Below are 16,573 nucleotides of genomic sequence, written 5' to 3'. Positions count from 1 at the left end.
TCTATCGTTTTGCAGAAAACAGGTCTTGTTCGCAACCTTGCAGGCAAAACCCGTTCGTTAGTTACGACTGAAGTACCGGCTCCGATCCCGTGCGAGCCATATCCATGTAGATCTGCTGCAAACGGCGGGTGATCGGCCCCGGCTTGCCGTCGGAAATCGTATGATCCTGAATGCCGATGATTGGCGTCACGAAGCTCGATGCGCTCGTGAGAAACGCTTCCTTGGCGGCCTTCGCCTCATCGACCGTGAACAGGCGCTCTTCAATGCGAAGGTGCTGTTCTTCCGCGATCTTGATCACGGCGCGACGCGTGCAGCCAGGGAGGATAGCGTGCGAATTCGGCCGCGTTACCAGCACATTGTCATTGGTGATGATGAATGCCGTCGATGAACCGCCTTCGGTAACGAAGCCGTCTTCAACCAGCCAGACTTCATGGTAGCCCTTGCTCTTGGCCTGCTTCTTTGCCAGCACCTGCGCCAGAAGCATGACAGTCTTGATGTCGCGGCGCGCCCAGCGCGTATCCGGTGCAACATCCACCCTTACGCCATTCTGGACCGACGGCGAATTGGCGAGGTTCTTGGCCTGCGTGAACATGACGAAATTCGGCTTAATGTCGTCGGTATAGACAAAATCGCGTTCGGCTTCGCCGCGCGTCACCTGCATATAGACGACGCCTTCATGCAGTTCATTGCGCTTCATCAGCTCGATCTGTGCGGCGCGAATGGCGTCCAGCGAAGCAGGCAACGGAATTCCGAGTTCCCTGACGGAGCGCTCCAGACGGGCGAGGTGAAGTTCGTTGTCAACAAGGCGGCCATCGATGACAGCACTGACTTCGTAAATACCGTCACCAAACAGAAAGCCGCGATCGAACACCGACACTTTCGCCTCGTTCTCAGCAACGAAAGCGCCGTTCAAATAAATTACCCTGGCCAAAACACGTCCTCGGACATCTATGTGATTGATTGTGCGCACCCCGAAAAACGTGAAGCGGTTTTCGGAACAGATGCGCGTTTAACAGTTTTGCCGGACGGTATGGAAAAAGCTTGGGAGCTGCCAATGCTATGTTTTGCAATCACTATGCAGAAATTGCATAAGGGGTAAGGCAGCAGGAAAAAGGTCTCGTTCAAGCCGAACCAAACATACTGCCTTATTGCCCTTTGCTGGAAAGGCCCCGACCCAATGGAACTGAAATGGCTGGAAGACTTCATCGCGCTGGCGGCAACGTCCAGTTTCTCGCGCGCGGCGGATACCCGGCATGTGACGCAGTCCGCGTTTTCCCGTCGCATCAAGCAGCTTGAACTCTGGCTTGGCGTTACTCTCGTCAATCGCGCGACTTTTCCTGCAGAGCTTACTCGCGAGGGACGAACCTTTCTGCCGGTAGCGCAGGATACCGTTCGCCAGTTCTACAACACACGCAAGGCGCTGCAGCCGAGCCGCGAGGTCCAAAACCCCGTCCTCACATTTTCAGCCTTGCACACGCTGACAGTCACATTCTTTCCGCACTGGCTGAAGCAGATCGATGACGATGTTGGCAGCATACGCTCTCTGCTCAGTCCGGATCGGGGTGGTTTCGAGGACAATATCGCGACGCTGACGGAAGGAGAGGTTCATTTCTTCCTGACCTATGCGCATAATTCCGTGCCGATCCTGATCGACCGCACGCAGTTTCCTTATATCGTGCTCGGCACGGAACGGCTGATGCCGGTCTCGCGCCCGTCTCCGACAGGCCCGATCCTTGATCATGCCGTTGCCAGCGGGGAGCCATTGCCATATCTGAGCTATGGTGACTTTTCCTTCTTTGGCGCTGCCCTGTCGCAGAAATTTGCATCCGGTACCGCGTTCAAGCGTCAGGTGGTTCACGAAAACACCATGTCGATCGGTCTGAAGGCCATGGCGCTTGCAGGCTGGGGGATGGCCTGGCTGCCCGAAAGCCTCATCTATGACGAACTGCAACGCGGCGAGCTAGTGCCAGCCTCAACCGATCCCTATTGGGATTTCACGGTCGAGGTCCGTATCTATCGTCACGATGCGGCACTTCCGGCACATGCCGAGAGCTTCTGGGAATATTTGCAGGCAAAAGATCGGGCAATATCTGAAAAGGGCGATTGACAGCAACCCATCGTCGGCGCTGTAAAAGGCAGCATATCTTCAGCCGGTAGCAGGGGACACGTCGCGGCATGAAAGTTACCATCGAACAGACGCTCGATCAGGCGGGTACGGGCGCATTTCAGCGCGGTCTTCTGGGTGTGTTTGGCCTTGTCTGGGCCGCCGACGCCATGCAGGTGCTGGCGGTCGGCTTTACTGGTGCTGCCATTGCAAAGACTTTTGGCCTGACCGTCCCACAAGCATTGCAGACCGGCACGCTGTTCTTCCTTGGCATGCTGATCGGCGCGGCGGTCTTCGGGCGACTGGCGGATAAATACGGTCGCCGCCGCGTGCTTCTGATCACTGTCGCCTGCGATGCCGTTTTCGGACTGCTTTCGGCATTTGCGCCGAGTTTCGGTATTTTGCTCTTCCTGCGCTTCATGACAGGCGTGGCAGTCGGCGGAACATTGCCGGTCGACTATGCGATGATGGCCGAATTCCTTCCCGCCAAAAATCGCGGCCGTTGGCTCGTCATGCTCGAAGGTTTCTGGGCGGTCGGCACCGTTATCATTGCCCTTGCGGCATGGGCCACCAGCCTTGCAGGCGTAGAAGATGGATGGCGCTATATCTTCATCGTCACTGCTGCACCGGCGCTCATCGGCATCTGGCTGCGCCTCTGGGTGCCGGAATCCCCGATGCATCTTCTGAAATCGGGACGTCCGGAAGAAGCCAAATCGGTCATGAACCGCGTGCTTCGCCGTAATGGCAAACCGGAGTTGCCGCCGAAGGCCCGGCTAGAAGCGCCCCTTATGGTGACAGGCGAAAAGCTTCTGTCGCCAAATCTGCGCCAGCGCACGTTGACGACGCTGGCAATCTGGTTTCTCGTCTCGGTGTCCTATTACGGTATTTTCACCTGGATACCGGCCAAGCTTGCCGGTGACGGTTTTGGCTTCGTCCGCGGCTACGGCTTCCTTGTCGTGGTTGCACTGGCCCAATTGCCGGGCTACGCACTCGCCGCCTATGGCGTGGAAGCGTGGGGACGCAAGAAGACGCTGATCACCTTTCTGTTCATCAGCGCTGCGGCCTGTGCTCTCTTTACAGTGGCCAACAGTTCAGCAGTTGTCGGTGCATCCATTCTCATCATGAGCTTTGCCCTGCTTGGCACATGGGGCGCGCTCTATGCTTTTACGCCGGAACTTTATCCGACAGGATTGCGCGCAAGTGGAATGGGAGCGGCGGGCGCGATGGCTCGCCTTGGCGGCTTGCTTGCGCCGTCCGCGCTGGCACTCGTCATCAGCCAGAGCTTCTATGTCGCCGTGGCACTGTTTGCGGGACTTCTGGCGCTGGCCGGTATTATCGCCTTTTTCATCGATGTGGAGACACGGCAGAAAGCGTTGAACTAGAACATGTCTCCCAAAAAATGGGAACCGGTTTTGGGATAAAGAAATGTTAGGAAAAACAGCCCGGAGATCAATTTTATCTCCAGGCATATTATATATTATTTCAGTGATTTATGCCGTATTCTTTATCCATTGCTTTCGGTACGCAGCGTAGGCTTCATTGCCCGGTCTGAAAATCCTGCCGTGTTTCTCCGGAACCGTTGCACCTGCGAGCAATCCGGCACCAAGCGACGTGCCGGTCGATCCTGATACGGCTTCGACGTCTCGTCCCGTAAAATTCGCCAGCGCTTCAAGATAGACCGGGTTTCCGGCAAACGGCCCTTCGACGATAACCGGTCCATCGGCACCCAGCAGGTGGAGACAGGTTTCCGTCATCAGCGCCGCATAGATGCAGGCGGCAACATAGCGCTCTGCATCGCTGGCTGTGTCAGCATTGATCCAGCGAAGATTGGAACTCGGATAGGGGCCGCAACCCGGCACGGCTGACGGCAGCGCCATGATGTGCTGCACCAGAACCTTTGCTGCAATATCGGGCTGGTCGATGACCGGGGGAACGGTCAGTCCTTCCGTCATGATATCGAATTCGCGCCCGCCCATGTAACGGGCGGATGGAACAGCACGACCATAGGCATCGACATTGGCAAGCGTGTCGCGTTCCGGGTCAAGCCCGTCGAAATTGCCGCCAACGGCGAAACTGACCACCCACGTCCCGGTCGAGACGACCGAGAACGGGGCCTCCCGATCCATTAGATGCGCGAGCAGCGATGCATTGGAATCGTGAATGCCGCAATGAACCGGCACAGCTTTGCAAAGGCCGACCTCTGTTGCAATCTCGGGCAAAACTTCGCCCAACGCATCGAAGGCAGAGCGAAGTGGCGGGAGTTTTGCACGGATGCCCAGCCGGTCGACAAGAGGTGAGAAGGCGGATTCCTTCGGCAACCACAGATCCGTATGACAGCCGAGCGATGTCACTTCCGAAGCGGCAATGCCAGTCAGGCGCCATGCCCAATATTGTGGATAGGTGAATATGAAATGCGCCCGCGCAAAATCGGCGGGAAACGTCGTCTTCAGATAATGAAGCTGCGCACCGAGATTAAGGCCGAGCGACAGCGGTGGCGAGAAAGTATCTTTGAAATCCGGCTTTATGGCCGCATAGGCTGCGAGGATTTCAGCCGGATAGTCGAGTTCATAGTCGAGGACAGGCATGGCCAATGTGCCATCTGCTGCGACGAGAGCCGCCGCCGCGCCATGCGTGGTGATGGAGATGGTATCAAAACCCGGCTCTTTGGCAAAAGCGGCAAGGCTTTTCAGGAAAAATCGCCACAGTGCCTCGATGTCATAATGTGGATAGGGGCCATCGCACAGCACCGTATTGGAGATGCGGTTTGCAACGATTTCTTCGCCGCTTGCCGCATCAAGCACAACGACTTTAGCGTTTGTTTTGCCTATATCCAGAATGGCAATGCGCTTCATGGCATGTGAAACACTGGCTTGAGGTCCACGGAAACCGGCGAATTATCGGCATTCGTTGCCATGATATCCGCCATATGCACCCACCACTTTTTCATCACCGGATGATCAGGCAGGGCGGCCATGCCGTGATTGGGCTTACGTGTCAGCACGCCGAACAGGGTACTGGTCTCTTCATCGAGATAGATCGCGTAATCCGACACGCCTGCCGTGTGCAGAAGGTCCACCAGTTCCGGCCATATCTCGTCATGCCGGCGGCGGTACTCCGCTTCCATGCCAGGATTGAGCTTCATGCGAAATGCGTAGCGTTCGCCAGTCATGCTGCACGCCTCGTTTTGAACTGCCGGATGAGGATCGGCAGTGAAATGGTGACGATCAGCAGGAGGCCGATGAAGATCGACATGACGATGCCCGGCACATTGAGAAGCCCAAGCCCGAACGTCACGAGGCCCATCACGAAAGCGGCGATCACCACGCCGACAATTGTGCCCGAGCCGCCGAGGATCGACACGCCGCCCAGTACGACCATGGTGACGACTTCCAGTTCCCAGCCTTGCGCAATGGACGGGCGCGTCGAGCCGAGGCGCGAGGTCAGGCAAACGGCGGCGATGCCGCTCATCACGCCCGTCATCAGGAAAAGCACGAATTTGGTTTTCTCAACCGGAATGCCGGAAAAGCGCGCCGCGAATTCATTGTTGCCGATGGCATAGATACGGCGCCCGAAGCTGGTCCAGTGCAACAGTACCCCGAACAGCACGGCAAACAGGACGAACAGCGCAAATTCGAAAGAGATCACCCAGAACACATAGCCCTGTCCGAAATAGGCAAAGCTTGCCGGATAGCCACCAAATGCCTGATCGCCCAGCACGATATAGGAAATGCCGCGGAAGAGGCTCATCGTGCCGATGGTCACGACGATGGACGGCAGTTTCAGCCCGGCAACCAGCCCGCCATTGATCGCGCCACAGACAAGACCGGTGCCGATGCCGATCATCACGAGGCCGGGTGTGCCGACACCTGCCTGCGCCGCTGCCCCCATCGCCGTCGAGGCGAGCGCAATGATCGCGGCGACCGAAAGATCGATTTCGCCGGAAATAATGAGAAGCGTCATCGCAAAGGCGATCAATGCCTTTTCGGTGAAATTGAACGTGGCATCCGACAGGTTCCAGGCATTGAGGAAGTAGGGCGAGGCAAAGGAATTCGCGATGAAGATCGCAATTGCCACGCCAAGCAAAAGCATTTCCCAGCTTGCGAAGATGCGGGAGAATGGCGTTCCGAGCCGGTCGGGGATATGACGGCGCTGTTCATTATTCATGCCGCAACCTCCTCGTAAGTTTTTGCAGCCTTGTCGCGCAGGATGATGCGTCCGCGCCGCTTTTCCTGTCGTGCATTGAAGATCACGGCCAAGATGATAACAGAGCCGGAAATCGCCATCTGCCAGAAGGGCGATATGTCGATGACCGGCAGTGCGTTCTTGATGACGCCGAGGAACAGCGCACCGAGAACCGCACCGGCAACAGAGCCTATCCCGCCAAGTGTCGAGATGCCGCCAATGACGCAAGCCGCAACGCTGTCGAGTTCGAATCCGGCTGCAACATCCACATAGGCGACGGCATAGCGTGACACCCAGAGATAGCCGCAAAGCCCGGCGAGCGCACCCGACAGCACGAAGGCGAAGAAGCGCGTGCGGCCCACATCGATCCCGGTATAGACGGCGGCGGTCGGGTTGCCGCCGGAGGCATAAAGGGCGCGACCGAAGAATGTCCGCGTCAGCAACACATAGACGAGCGCGACGATCAGGATTGCTGTCCAGCCGAGGAGCGGCAGGCCAAGAAAGGGCGTGCGCGGCGTGTTGAGAAACGGCGCAGTCATCTGATGCGCATTCACCCATGCGCCGCCGGAGAGCACAAAGGCCATACCGCGATAGATGGTGAGCGTGCCAAGTGTCACGACAATCGCCGGAATGTTGAGCTTCCAGACCAGAATGCCATTGATGGCGCCCAGAACCGCGCCGATGCCAATTGCCAGCACAATGAGAAACACGAGCGGCAGGCCCGGATAGGTCGCATTCAGCATAGCCACCGCCATGCCGGTAAAGGCGAGGTTGGCGGCGACCGACAGATCGATTGACTTGGTCAGGATCACCGCCATCTGTCCAAGCGCGACAATGATGAGGATGGACGTATCGTTGAAAATATTCGCCAGATTATGTGCGCTGGCAAAGCCCGGAGCGCGGCTTGCGAACAGCCCCACCAGAAGAGCGATAATGACAAGGAGCAGGATTTCGCGCTGCTTGAGCAACTGTTTCATCGTCTACTCCGTGTTTCCGGTGGCGGCGCGCACCAGCACTTCCGCGTCGAGGCTGGCGCGCTCAAAGATGCCTTCCATCAGCCCTTCGCGCATCACCATCACACGGTCAGACATGCCGATGATTTCCGGCAGTTCCGACGAGATCATGATGATACTGAGCCCTTCCGCCGCCAATTCGCTGATAAAGGCGTGAACCGCTGCCTTGGAACCGATATCGATGCCTTTGGTCGGCTCATCGAGAATGATGACCTTCGGATTGGTCGCGAGCCACTTGCCGATGACGACCTTCTGCTGGTTGCCGCCGGAAAGGGTTCCGACAGGGACCGAAAGCGCTGCTGCGCGCAGGTCGAAACGCTCGGCATATTTTCGCGCCAGCGCCAGTTCTTCCGCCATGCGCAGAAAACCATTGCGCGAGGTGCGGGCGAGTGACGGCAGCGATACATTCTGGAAGATCGGCAGTTGCAGCACGGCGCCATGGCGTCCGCGTTCTTCCGGCACATAGACGATGCCATGTGCCACCGCATCGCCGGGGCGGCGGATACTAATCTCGCGATCTTCAAGCGTCACGCGGCCACGCGATGGCTTGGTGATGCCGAACAGCGACTGCGTGAACTCCGAACGTCCCGCGCCGACAAGGCCGTAAACGCCGAGGATCTCGCCCTTGCGCAGCTCAAAGGAAATGTCGCGAAACTCGGTCGGATGCGAATAGTTTTCAACCTTCAGCACCGGTTTGCCGATGGCGACATCCTGCTTGGGAAAGGCCTGATCCACGGATCGCCCGACCATCATGCGAACGATATCGTTCTGCCGTGTATCTGTGAGCGCACCGTGTCCAACCGCGTGACCGTCACGAAAAACGGCATAATTATCGGCGATTTCATAGACTTCATCGAATTTGTGGCTGATGAACAGGATGGCTTTGCCCTGTGCCTTCAGCCGCGCCACAATACGAAACAGGTCGTCCACTTCCTTGCGCGACAGGGCGGCGGTCGGCTCGTCCATGATAACAATGCGCGAATCCACGGACAAGGCGCGGGCAATGGCAACCAGATGGCGCTGGGCGATGGAAAGTTCTTTCAGCTTGATACGGGCATCAACAGTCGTTTCGAGCGATGACAGCAACGCCTGCGAGCGCGCATAAACAGCCTTCCAGTTGACGAAACCGAACTTCGTGCGCGGCGCATGGCCGAGATAGATGTTTTCGCCCACCGACAATTCGTCGAAAAGCACAGTTTCCTGATGAATGGCCGTCACGCCGTGATCGGTCGCATCCTGTGCGGTTGCGAAATGTACCGGCTTGCTGTCGATGAAGATTTCGCCTTCGTCGGGCTGGTAGATGCCAGTCAGGATTTTCACAAGCGTGGATTTGCCAGCGCCATTCTCTCCGATCAGCGCCGTCACCTTGCCGGGATAAAGCGCGATGTTCACGTCATCGAGCGCACGCACGCCCGGAAACGTCTTGGCTATGCCGCGCATTTCCAGAATGGGCTGATCCGTGGTGGAAAGCGTCCGCTCTCCGCCGGATGGGCCGCTGGATTGAAAGGCTGCATTCATCGCAGATACCTGAAATCGATCAAAGTGTTCCGGGGAGAAAAAGGCGGCAGGCGATGTGCGCGCCACCTTTTTGAAGACGCATCCCGAAAACCGGTTTCCACTTTTCGGGATGCGCTTTCCGATCAGAAGACCTTGGAGAACTCGTCGATATTCGACGCGTCATAGACGAAAGGATCGCTCATTGCGGCTTCGCCGTTTTCGCCGATTTTGATCTTGCCCATGCGTCCGGCTTCGATTTCCGAGCCCGGCTTGCCATCGGCATCACCCTTTACGAGGTGGTAGGCAATCTGGGTTGCCGAATAGCCAAGGTCGATCGGGTTCCAGATGGCGAATTCCTTGGTTGCGCCCGACTTGATGGCGCCGGCCATTTCGGACGGAAGACCAAGGCCGGTCACATAGACATCACCAATCTTGCCCGCATCCTTTACGGCCTGCGAGGCAGCGAGAACGCCAACGGTGGTGGGGGCCACGATGACCTTCACATTTGGATTTGAAGTCAGCAAGCCTTGTGCTTCACGGTAGCTCTTGTCGGCCAGGTCGTCACCATAAACGGTGGTCACCAGATTGAGGCCGGGGAAGTCCTTGAGTTGCTTCTTCATCTCGCCAATCCAGACGTTCTGGTTGGTCGAGGTGGTGGTGGCAGACAGGATCGCGAAATCGCCCTTGCCGTCCGGCAGGTGATCGGCTGCGAGCTTGAGGCACATCTTGCCGATCAGTTCGTTGGAAGACGGGTTGAGGTGGACGATACGGCCTTCAGGTGCGACGCCCGAATCCCACGAGATCACCTTGATGCCGCGCTGTGCAGCTTTCTTCAGGGCAGGGACGACAGCATCCGGATCGTTGGCCGAAATGGCGATGGCGTCCACACCCTGCGCAATGAGGGAGTTGATGACCTCGATCTGACCTTCCGCCGTCGTGGTGGTCGGGCCGGTATAGATGACCTCTACGCCGCCCAGTTCCTTCGCAGCTTCCTGCGCGCCCTTGTTGGCAGCTTCGAAGAAGCCGTTACCGAGCGACTTCGCGACAAGTCCGATCTTCATGTCGGCGGCCTGCGCGTGGGCCGCCATGAAGGCAACAGCCAGCGCAGTTCCTAGTGCCAGTTTCTTGAAAAGTTTCATGTCTCATTCCTCCCAGTATAAAGACATATGTTTCGCTTGTTCCGGCTCAGGCCACCTCGGCGGAATCCTCCCGTGGGTCGCCCTTGTCGGCATTTGCGGAGACCTGCGCCACGATGAGCCGGATGCCCGCATTTTCCACCATGCGCCGCGCGTCGTCCGAAATGCCGTCATCGGTGATCAGTGTGCTGACCCGGTCGAGAGGGCAAAGGATGAGGCTGGAGCGGCGTGTGAATTTCGTTGAATCAACCATCAGGACAAGTTCGTCCGCCTGGCCCATCAGTTTCTGTTCGCTCTGGATGATCAGCGCATCGGATTCCATGACGCCGAGCGGACTGATCCCCTGACAGCCCATGAACATGCGTCGTCCGTAGAAATTACGAATAACGTCATTGTCGAAAGGCGACAGGATAAGGCTCTGGTCGCGATAGATCGCACCGCCGGGCACGATCACCGTGCTTTTCGACTGGCGTAGCAGATGTTCGGCGATAGCAAACGAATTGGTCAGCACCTGCAGGCGGCGCGGAGCAAGATAATGCACCATCTGGAAAGTCGTGGATCCGCCATTGATGATGATGCTGTCGCCTTCTTCGCAAAGCGCCACGGCTTCGCGAGCGATTGCACGTTTGCGGTCCGTGTTTTCGGTCTCCGAAACCTTGAAAGGACGGCCTGCGAGATTTCCGAACTGTGGCGGATGAATAGCCTCTGCGCCACCACGCACGCGCTTGATACGGCCCTGCATATGGAGCGAAGCAATATCCCGGCGAAGGGTCGCTTCCGACGCCTCCGTCAATTCCACCAGATCCTGAATGGTAATCACCGGCTTTTCCTGAACAGCACTCAGGATGATGCGGTGGCGCTCTCTTTCGTGCATGGCTCCTCCTTGTCTTTGTATCGGGCATAAATGTCGCTCATGTCAATCACAAACAATCATAATAGGGCGCAATAGTCACATTAATGATTGATTATGATCGTTTATGATTGACAGCAATTCGTTTGATACGTCATATCTGCCGCAACATGATCGCTGGCACATTGGACATGCATGCGGACGGACATGCAGACGTACAGGCGGCTTGCGATTCACCATAACAGAATTGGGAGGATAACATGGTGGCCCAGAGCAGGCTTCTCGAAAACCGGTGGGATGATGCCAGAGCGGCAACGATGGATGAGCCGGGCAAGCTGCTTTATCGCTCCAATCTGCTCGGTTCCGACAAGCGCATCACCAATTACGGCGGCGGCAACACGTCTGCGAAAGTCGAGGAAATTGATCCGCTGACCGGCGAAAAGGTTCAGGTTCTCTGGGTCAAGGGTTCGGGCGGCGATGTCGGAACCATCAAGCTTGATGGTTTCGCCACGCTATATCAGGATAAGCTCGATGCGCTGAAGGGCATCTATAAGGGCGTCGAGGACGAGGACCGCATGGTCGGTTTCCTGCCGCACTGCACCTTCAACCTCAATCCGCGCGCCGCTTCCATCGATACGCCGTTGCACGGATTTGTCGCCTTCAAGCATGTGGATCACATGCATCCCGATGCGATCATAGCAATCGCTGCATCCGAGAATTCTCGTGAACTGACTGCCGAGATTTTCGGCGGCGAAATCGGCTGGCTGCCATGGCGTCGTCCCGGTTTCCAGCTTGGCCTCGACCTTGAAGCCTTCGTGAAGTCAAATCCCAACGCTAAGGGCGTTATCCTTGAAAGTCATGGACTTTTCACTTGGGCCGATGATGCCAAAGCCTGTTATGAAACCACGCTTGCCATCATCAACAAGGCCATTGAATGGCTGGATCAGAAGACGGCAGGCAAGCCCGCTTTTGGCGGTGCTGTCACGCAGAGCCTCCCAGTTTCCGAGCGCCGTGCCATTGCAGCACGGCTGATGCCCGAAATTCGCGGACTTATCGGTAAGGATGAGCGCAAGCTCGGTCATTTCGATGATCAGGATGCCGTGCTGGAATTTGTAAATTCAAACGATCTGCGCCCGCTGGCAGCGCTTGGCACGTCCTGCCCGGATCACTTCCTGCGCACCAAAATCCGTCCGCTGGTCGTTAATTTCGACCCGGCCAAGCCCGATATCGATGCCGTGGTTGCCGGACTTGAGGGTGCACTGGAAGCCTATCGCGCCGACTACAAGCGCTATTACGAGGCGTGCAAGCATGACAATTCGCCGAAGATGCGCGATCCCAATCCGGTAATTTTCCTGATCCCCGGTGTCGGCATGCTGTCCTTCGCACGCGACAAGGCGACTGCGCGCATCGCCGGTGAGTTTTATGTCAACGCGATCAACGTGATGCGCGGTGCATCCGGCGTATCGGAATATCAGGGCCTGCCCGAACAGGAAGCCTTCGATATCGAGTATTGGCTGCTTGAGGAAGCCAAGCTGCAACGCATGCCAAAGCCGAAAAGCCTCGCGGGGCGCATTGCATTCATTACCGGCGGCGCTGGCGGCATCGGCTTTGCCACAGCAGAACGGCTTGCAGGCGAAGGTGCTTGCGTGGTTCTGGCAGATATCGATGCAGGATCGCTCAAAACCGCTCACGAAAATCTCGCAAAGCGCTTTGGTTCCGATCAGGTGCGCAGTGTCGAACTGAACGTCACCGACGAAAAAGGCGTCGCGAGTGCGTTTGTCGAAGCCAGCGTCGAGCTGGGTGGCATCGACATTCTGGTTTCCAACGCTGGTATTGCATCATCCGCGCCGGTAGAAGCGACCGAACTTTCCATGTGGAACCGCAATATCGACATTCTGGCGACCGGCTACTTCCTCGTTTCGCGGGAGGCGTTTCGCTTGTTCCGCCGCCAGAAAATCGGCGGCAACGTGGTATTTGTCGCCTCGAAGAACGGGCTTGCAGCTTCGCCCAATGCTTCGGCCTATTGCGCTGCAAAGGCCGCAGAAATCCATCTGGCGCGTTGTCTGGCGCTGGAAGGTGCAGATGCAGGAATCCGCGTCAATGTGGTCAACCCGGATGCGGTTCTGCGCGGCTCCAAGATATGGGACGGCGAGTGGCGCGAACAGCGTGCAGCATCCTCGAAGATTGATGTTTCCGAGCTTGAGGAACATTATCGCAAGCGCTCCATGCTGAAGCTGAATGTCTTCCCCGAAGACATTGCCGAAGCCATCTACTTTCTTGCAAGCGATGCTTCGGCCAAGTCGACCGGCAACATCATCAATGTCGACGCCGGAAACCAGCAGAGCTTTCCGCGCTGACCATATAATCTGGACATTCTGGGAGGAACCATGTCCGAGCAACGCATTGCGGCCGATTTCATCGCCGAGCATAATTCCGGTTTTGAGAAATCATTGAAGAGCGATTATCAGGCGCTCGGCGAACAGCTTTTGCGCCGTGGCATCGAGATCGACACGATTACAGACAAGGTGGCGGCCTATTACGTGGCCGTACCTTCATGGGGCACAGGCACAGGCGGCACCCGCTTTGGGCGCTTTCCGGGAAGGGGCGAACCGCGCGGCATTTTCGACAAGCTGGACGATTGCGCCGTCATCAACGAGCTTTGCCGTGCCACACCGAATGTTTCCCTGCATATTCCGTGGGACAAGGCCGACCCGAAGAAACTTAAAGCCCATGCCGAAGCGCTAGGTCTCGGCTTCGACGCCATGAACTCCAATACATTTGCCGACGGCGCAGACCAGAAGCTTTCCTACAAATTCGGGTCGCTTACCCATGTCGATCCGGCAGTGCGGGCGCAAGCCGTAGAGCACAATATCGAATGTATCGAAATCGGAAAAGCCATAGGTTCCAAAGCCTTGACCGTCTGGTTGAGCGATGGTTCCAACTTTCCGGGCCAGCAGAATTTCACCCGCGCCTTTGAGCGCTATCTGGCTTCCATGGGTGAAATCTATCACGCACTACCCGACGACTGGCGCCTGTTCTCCGAACACAAAATGTATGAACCGGCCTTCTATTCGACGGTGGTGCAGGATTGGGGCACCAATTACCTCATCGCCTCGACGCTAGGGCCAAAGGCGCAATGTCTGGTCGATCTTGGCCACCATGCGCCCAACACCAATATCGAAATGATCGTCGCGCGGCTGATCCAGTTCGGGAAACTTGGCGGTTTCCATTTCAACGACAGCAAATATGGCGATGACGATCTCGACGCCGGCTCCATCGATCCGTATCGATTATTCCTTGTTTTCAATGAGTTGGTGGATGCAGATTATCGTGGTGTGGCCGACTTCCATCCGGCTCATATGATCGACCAATCGCACAATGTGACCGACCCGCTGGAGAGCCTGATCTCATCCGCCAATGAAATCCGCCGTGCCTATGCGCAGGCGCTTCTGGTGGATCGTGAAGCGCTCGAAACCTATCAGCAGGAAAACGACGCGCTGATGGCATCTGATACGCTGAAACGCGCCTATAGAACCGACGTCGAACCAATTCTCGCGGAAGCACGTCGCCGCACCGGCGGGGCCATCGAACCGATTGCCGCCTACCGAGCCAGTGGCTACCGCGATAAGGTTGCGAAGGAGCGTCCGGAGAGTAGAAGCGACGGCGGGGCGTTTAACTAAAACTCCACTTGCCACAAAACCGCCACATAATGAACGGTCCTTCGCCGCAATTAAAAGGCGATTTCTGTCGCTTGTCCGTTCCGAAAATCGCGTTTGGCAACTGTCAGCGCGATTTTCTGAATGTCAGATTGAGGCGAAACGGACCTAGTTTTTCATGCTCGCCGCGCTTCAGGGCGAGTATGCCATGATAGAAGAGACGTGAAGGTCCGCCCCACACAACCACGTCACCGTGATGCAGGATATATTTCGCAATCGGGTCGGTTCGCTTCAACCCGCCGAACTGGAAAGTCGCAGGCAGACCGAGCGACACCGAAACAATCGGATTGTTGAAATCCTGCTCGTCCTTGTCCTGATGCAATGAAAGTTTCGCACCCGGTTCATAACGATTGATGAGACAGGCATCCGGCGCAAAATCAGGATAACCGGCTTCACGGGCAGCAGTTTGGGCAAGCGCGCGGAAGGCATCCGGCATCGTCGGCCAGAGAAGGCCGGTTTCCGGATCGTGGGTACTGTAGCGATAGCCGGTCCGGTCCGTGACCCAGCCGAATTCTCCACAATTCGTCATCGCAACCGACATGCGATACCCGCCGGGAGTGGTCATATGACGAAAGGGGGTCACGGCAGAAACATCGGCCACGGCTTTCAGAACAGCATCCTCACTTGGAAGCGCAAAGCCACGCAGAAGCACAGCGCCCGGCGCCAGGATTTCACGCGGTTCAATCTGGTCGAAAAGGTCTCTCATGAGACCTTTCTAGCACGAGATCAGGAGACAGCCTCCCGAAACCTGCTTTCAAACTCAAGCCAGTCCTGTGGCTTTCTCGAAAGAGCGCATGAAAAGATCATTTTCTTCCGGCGCACCGACACTGACGCGGATGAAAGTCGTGTAACCCTTCTGCTTCCAAGGCTTCACGATGACGCCGTCTTCCAGCAGTTTTTCGGCAAACACAACAGAATCCGACTTCACGTCGATGAACAGAAAATTCCCCTTGGAGGGCGCAAAACGGATTTGTCGCTCGCTCAGGAAACCGGCCATCCGGTCCCGCTCGCTAAGCGCAAGCGCGATACCCTTTGCGAGATGGTCTTTATCCCGGCGCGCAACCAGCCCCGCAGCCTGTGCAATGCCATTGGCGTTGAAAGGCGTGCGGGCGCGGTCCAGAAACCCGCGCAAGTCCGGGTCGCTGACAAGCCCGAACCCGAGCCGCGCACCGGCCAGCCCATAAGCCTTGGAGAAGGTACGCAGCGCCACCCAGTGAAGGCCGCTGTCGCGCAGAAGTGTAGCGGCAGACGGATAATCGTCACCGGCTGCATATTCAGCATAAGCTTCGTCCACGACCAGCAACGTCTCCGGAGCAGCCGCATTGACAACGCGCTGCAAAGCCTCCGGTGTCAGCCAGGTCCCGACCGGATTGAGCGGATTTGCGAACATCACGAGACGCGGAGCGGTCGCAACCGTTGCCACCAGTGCGTTAACGTCGACTTCAAGCGACGGCGTCACTTCAACCCGTTCGACACTTGCCCCCATGGTCGTCGCATAATCCTCGTGCAGCGGAAAGGACGGGTAAAGTGTGACCACCCGGTCGCGCGGCCGCAAAACGGTGCGGCAGATTACGCCGATCAGGTCTTCCGATCCGTTGCCGAGAATGATGCGGTCCTGCGGCCAATCGAACTCGATCGCAATTTCCTGCGCCAGTTCGCGTCCCGACGGGTCGGGGTAGAGCCGCAGCAGATCATGGGCACCGGAAAAGAGCGCCTGCACCTTGGGTGACGGTCCAAGCGGGTTCTCGTTGGAGCCGAGTTTTGCGATTGCCGGAGGATGATAGCGCGCCTCCACCTCGGCAATGGTGAGACCGGCATTATAGGGGCTGAGACCACGGATTTCGGGTCGAATCAGATCGCCAAACCGGGCATTTTCCTGCGCCATTCACGTTCTCCTCTGGTGCAGCGCGTCACTTGTCGCGCGCCTTTGGGAGAGAAGTTCTAAGACTAAAATCCAATTTTGTATATATATGTATAGACAAGTTATGAAAAAGATGTTCCTATGCTGGGGAGACCACAAAAAATTGCTAAACATTCGACCCGGAACAGTTAGAAGTTCGGGCAACAATATTGTT

14 protein-coding genes are annotated in these 16,573 nt (G+C 57.0%); 4 read left to right on the top strand and 10 right to left on the bottom strand.

What is annotated here, in order from left to right; all coding sequences use genetic code 11:
• Window positions 1-61 precede the first annotated feature (61 nt).
• Window positions 62-931: a D-amino-acid transaminase gene (locus KWJ32_RS03295; RefSeq protein ID WP_151609518.1), complete on the bottom strand. Its 870-nt coding sequence runs from the start codon at window positions 929-931 to the stop codon at window positions 62-64.
• 246 nt (window positions 932-1,177) lie between these two features.
• On the opposite strand from KWJ32_RS03295, the gene KWJ32_RS03290 reads away from it, so the two are divergent.
• Together KWJ32_RS03290 and KWJ32_RS03285 are read left to right on the top strand one after the other, a co-directional pair.
• Window positions 1,178-2,107: a LysR family transcriptional regulator gene (locus KWJ32_RS03290; protein WP_012092959.1), complete on the top strand. Its 930-nt coding sequence runs from the start codon at window positions 1,178-1,180 to the stop codon at window positions 2,105-2,107.
• Window positions 2,108-2,175: 68 nt separating this feature from the next.
• Window positions 2,176-3,486: an MFS transporter gene (locus KWJ32_RS03285; RefSeq protein ID WP_010658762.1), complete on the top strand. Its 1,311-nt coding sequence runs from the start codon at window positions 2,176-2,178 to the stop codon at window positions 3,484-3,486.
• A gap of 108 nt (window positions 3,487-3,594) precedes the next feature.
• Here KWJ32_RS03285 and KWJ32_RS03280 read toward each other — a convergent pair whose 3' ends face one another.
• From KWJ32_RS03280 to KWJ32_RS03250, 7 genes are all read right to left on the bottom strand, one after another.
• Window positions 3,595-4,956 (bottom strand): FGGY-family carbohydrate kinase, encoded by a 1,362-nt coding sequence (locus KWJ32_RS03280; RefSeq protein WP_151609515.1) that lies wholly within the window; start codon window positions 4,954-4,956, stop codon window positions 3,595-3,597.
• Window positions 4,953-5,273, bottom strand: a complete 321-nt coding sequence (gene rhaM, locus KWJ32_RS03275; RefSeq protein WP_094515795.1) for an L-rhamnose mutarotase — start codon at window positions 5,271-5,273, stop codon at window positions 4,953-4,955. Before rhaM ends, KWJ32_RS03280 begins: the two co-directional genes overlap by 4 nt.
• Window positions 5,270-6,268, bottom strand: coding sequence for an ABC transporter permease (locus tag KWJ32_RS03270; RefSeq protein ID WP_151609513.1), 999 nt, complete (start codon window positions 6,266-6,268; stop codon window positions 5,270-5,272). The genes rhaM and KWJ32_RS03270 overlap by 4 nt, the downstream gene beginning before the upstream one ends.
• Window positions 6,265-7,263 (bottom strand): ABC transporter permease, encoded by a 999-nt coding sequence (locus KWJ32_RS03265; RefSeq protein ID WP_125334065.1) that lies wholly within the window; start codon window positions 7,261-7,263, stop codon window positions 6,265-6,267. The genes KWJ32_RS03270 and KWJ32_RS03265 overlap by 4 nt, the downstream gene beginning before the upstream one ends.
• 3 nt (window positions 7,264-7,266) lie before the next feature.
• Complete coding sequence (locus KWJ32_RS03260) at window positions 7,267-8,739, bottom strand: sugar ABC transporter ATP-binding protein (protein ID WP_231771615.1); 1,473 nt, start codon at window positions 8,737-8,739, stop codon at window positions 7,267-7,269.
• 200 nt (window positions 8,740-8,939) lie between these two features.
• Window positions 8,940-9,935, bottom strand: a complete 996-nt coding sequence (gene rhaS / locus KWJ32_RS03255) for a rhamnose ABC transporter substrate-binding protein (protein WP_125334063.1) — start codon at window positions 9,933-9,935, stop codon at window positions 8,940-8,942.
• Between the two features lie 46 nt (window positions 9,936-9,981).
• Entirely contained in the window at window positions 9,982-10,806 is an 825-nt protein-coding gene (locus KWJ32_RS03250; protein WP_094515790.1) for a DeoR/GlpR family DNA-binding transcription regulator, read from the bottom strand.
• Between the two features lie 236 nt (window positions 10,807-11,042).
• Here KWJ32_RS03250 and KWJ32_RS03245 point away from each other — a divergent pair, with 236 nt between their 5' ends.
• Complete coding sequence (locus KWJ32_RS03245; RefSeq protein WP_125334062.1) at window positions 11,043-13,139, top strand: bifunctional rhamnulose-1-phosphate aldolase/short-chain dehydrogenase; 2,097 nt, start codon at window positions 11,043-11,045, stop codon at window positions 13,137-13,139.
• A 30-nt stretch (window positions 13,140-13,169) separates the two neighbouring features.
• Complete coding sequence (gene rhaI / locus KWJ32_RS03240; RefSeq protein ID WP_012092968.1) at window positions 13,170-14,462, top strand: L-rhamnose catabolism isomerase; 1,293 nt, start codon at window positions 13,170-13,172, stop codon at window positions 14,460-14,462.
• A 103-nt stretch (window positions 14,463-14,565) separates the two neighbouring features.
• On the opposite strand, the gene alkB is transcribed toward rhaI, so the two are convergent.
• Both alkB and KWJ32_RS03230 read right to left on the bottom strand, forming a co-directional pair.
• Window positions 14,566-15,204 carry a DNA oxidative demethylase AlkB gene (gene alkB / locus KWJ32_RS03235; protein ID WP_151609509.1) on the bottom strand — a complete coding sequence of 213 codons (639 nt, stop codon included), beginning with the start codon at window positions 15,202-15,204 and terminating at the stop codon, window positions 14,566-14,568.
• A 54-nt stretch (window positions 15,205-15,258) separates the two neighbouring features.
• Window positions 15,259-16,383, bottom strand: a complete 1,125-nt coding sequence (locus KWJ32_RS03230; RefSeq protein ID WP_151609508.1) for a histidinol-phosphate transaminase — start codon at window positions 16,381-16,383, stop codon at window positions 15,259-15,261.
• Window positions 16,384-16,573: the final 190 nt, after the last annotated feature.

The organism is Ochrobactrum sp. BTU2, from assembly GCF_024539785.1.
GTDB classification, from domain to species: Bacteria; Pseudomonadota; Alphaproteobacteria; order Rhizobiales; family Rhizobiaceae; genus Brucella; species Brucella anthropi.
Note: the sequence above shows the minus strand (reverse complement) of the source record. Positions and strands in the feature narration are given on the sequence as shown.

What these genes read in the sequence shown, in the direction of transcription:
- rhaI (WP_012092968.1), top strand. Translation starts at nt 13,170, where the DNA reads ATGTCCGAGCAACGCATTGCGGCCGATTTCATCGCCGAGCATAATTCC.
- KWJ32_RS03280 (WP_151609515.1), bottom strand. Translation starts at nt 4,956, where the DNA reads ATGAAGCGCATTGCCATTCTGGATATAGGCAAAACAAACGCTAAAGTC.
- rhaS (WP_125334063.1), bottom strand. Translation starts at nt 9,935, where the DNA reads ATGAAACTTTTCAAGAAACTGGCACTAGGAACTGCGCTGGCTGTTGCC.
- KWJ32_RS03265 (WP_125334065.1), bottom strand. Translation starts at nt 7,263, where the DNA reads ATGAAACAGTTGCTCAAGCAGCGCGAAATCCTGCTCCTTGTCATTATC.
- KWJ32_RS03290 (WP_012092959.1), top strand. Translation starts at nt 1,178, where the DNA reads ATGGAACTGAAATGGCTGGAAGACTTCATCGCGCTGGCGGCAACGTCC.
- rhaM (WP_094515795.1), bottom strand. Translation starts at nt 5,273, where the DNA reads ATGACTGGCGAACGCTACGCATTTCGCATGAAGCTCAATCCTGGCATG.
- KWJ32_RS03230 (WP_151609508.1), bottom strand. Translation starts at nt 16,383, where the DNA reads ATGGCGCAGGAAAATGCCCGGTTTGGCGATCTGATTCGACCCGAAATC.
- KWJ32_RS03270 (WP_151609513.1), bottom strand. Translation starts at nt 6,268, where the DNA reads ATGAATAATGAACAGCGCCGTCATATCCCCGACCGGCTCGGAACGCCA.
- KWJ32_RS03245 (WP_125334062.1), top strand. Translation starts at nt 11,043, where the DNA reads ATGGTGGCCCAGAGCAGGCTTCTCGAAAACCGGTGGGATGATGCCAGA.
- KWJ32_RS03250 (WP_094515790.1), bottom strand. Translation starts at nt 10,806, where the DNA reads ATGCACGAAAGAGAGCGCCACCGCATCATCCTGAGTGCTGTTCAGGAA.
- KWJ32_RS03285 (WP_010658762.1), top strand. Translation starts at nt 2,176, where the DNA reads ATGAAAGTTACCATCGAACAGACGCTCGATCAGGCGGGTACGGGCGCA.
- KWJ32_RS03260 (WP_231771615.1), bottom strand. Translation starts at nt 8,739, where the DNA reads ATGCGCGGCATAGCCAAGACGTTTCCGGGCGTGCGTGCGCTCGATGAC.
- alkB (WP_151609509.1), bottom strand. Translation starts at nt 15,204, where the DNA reads ATGAGAGACCTTTTCGACCAGATTGAACCGCGTGAAATCCTGGCGCCG.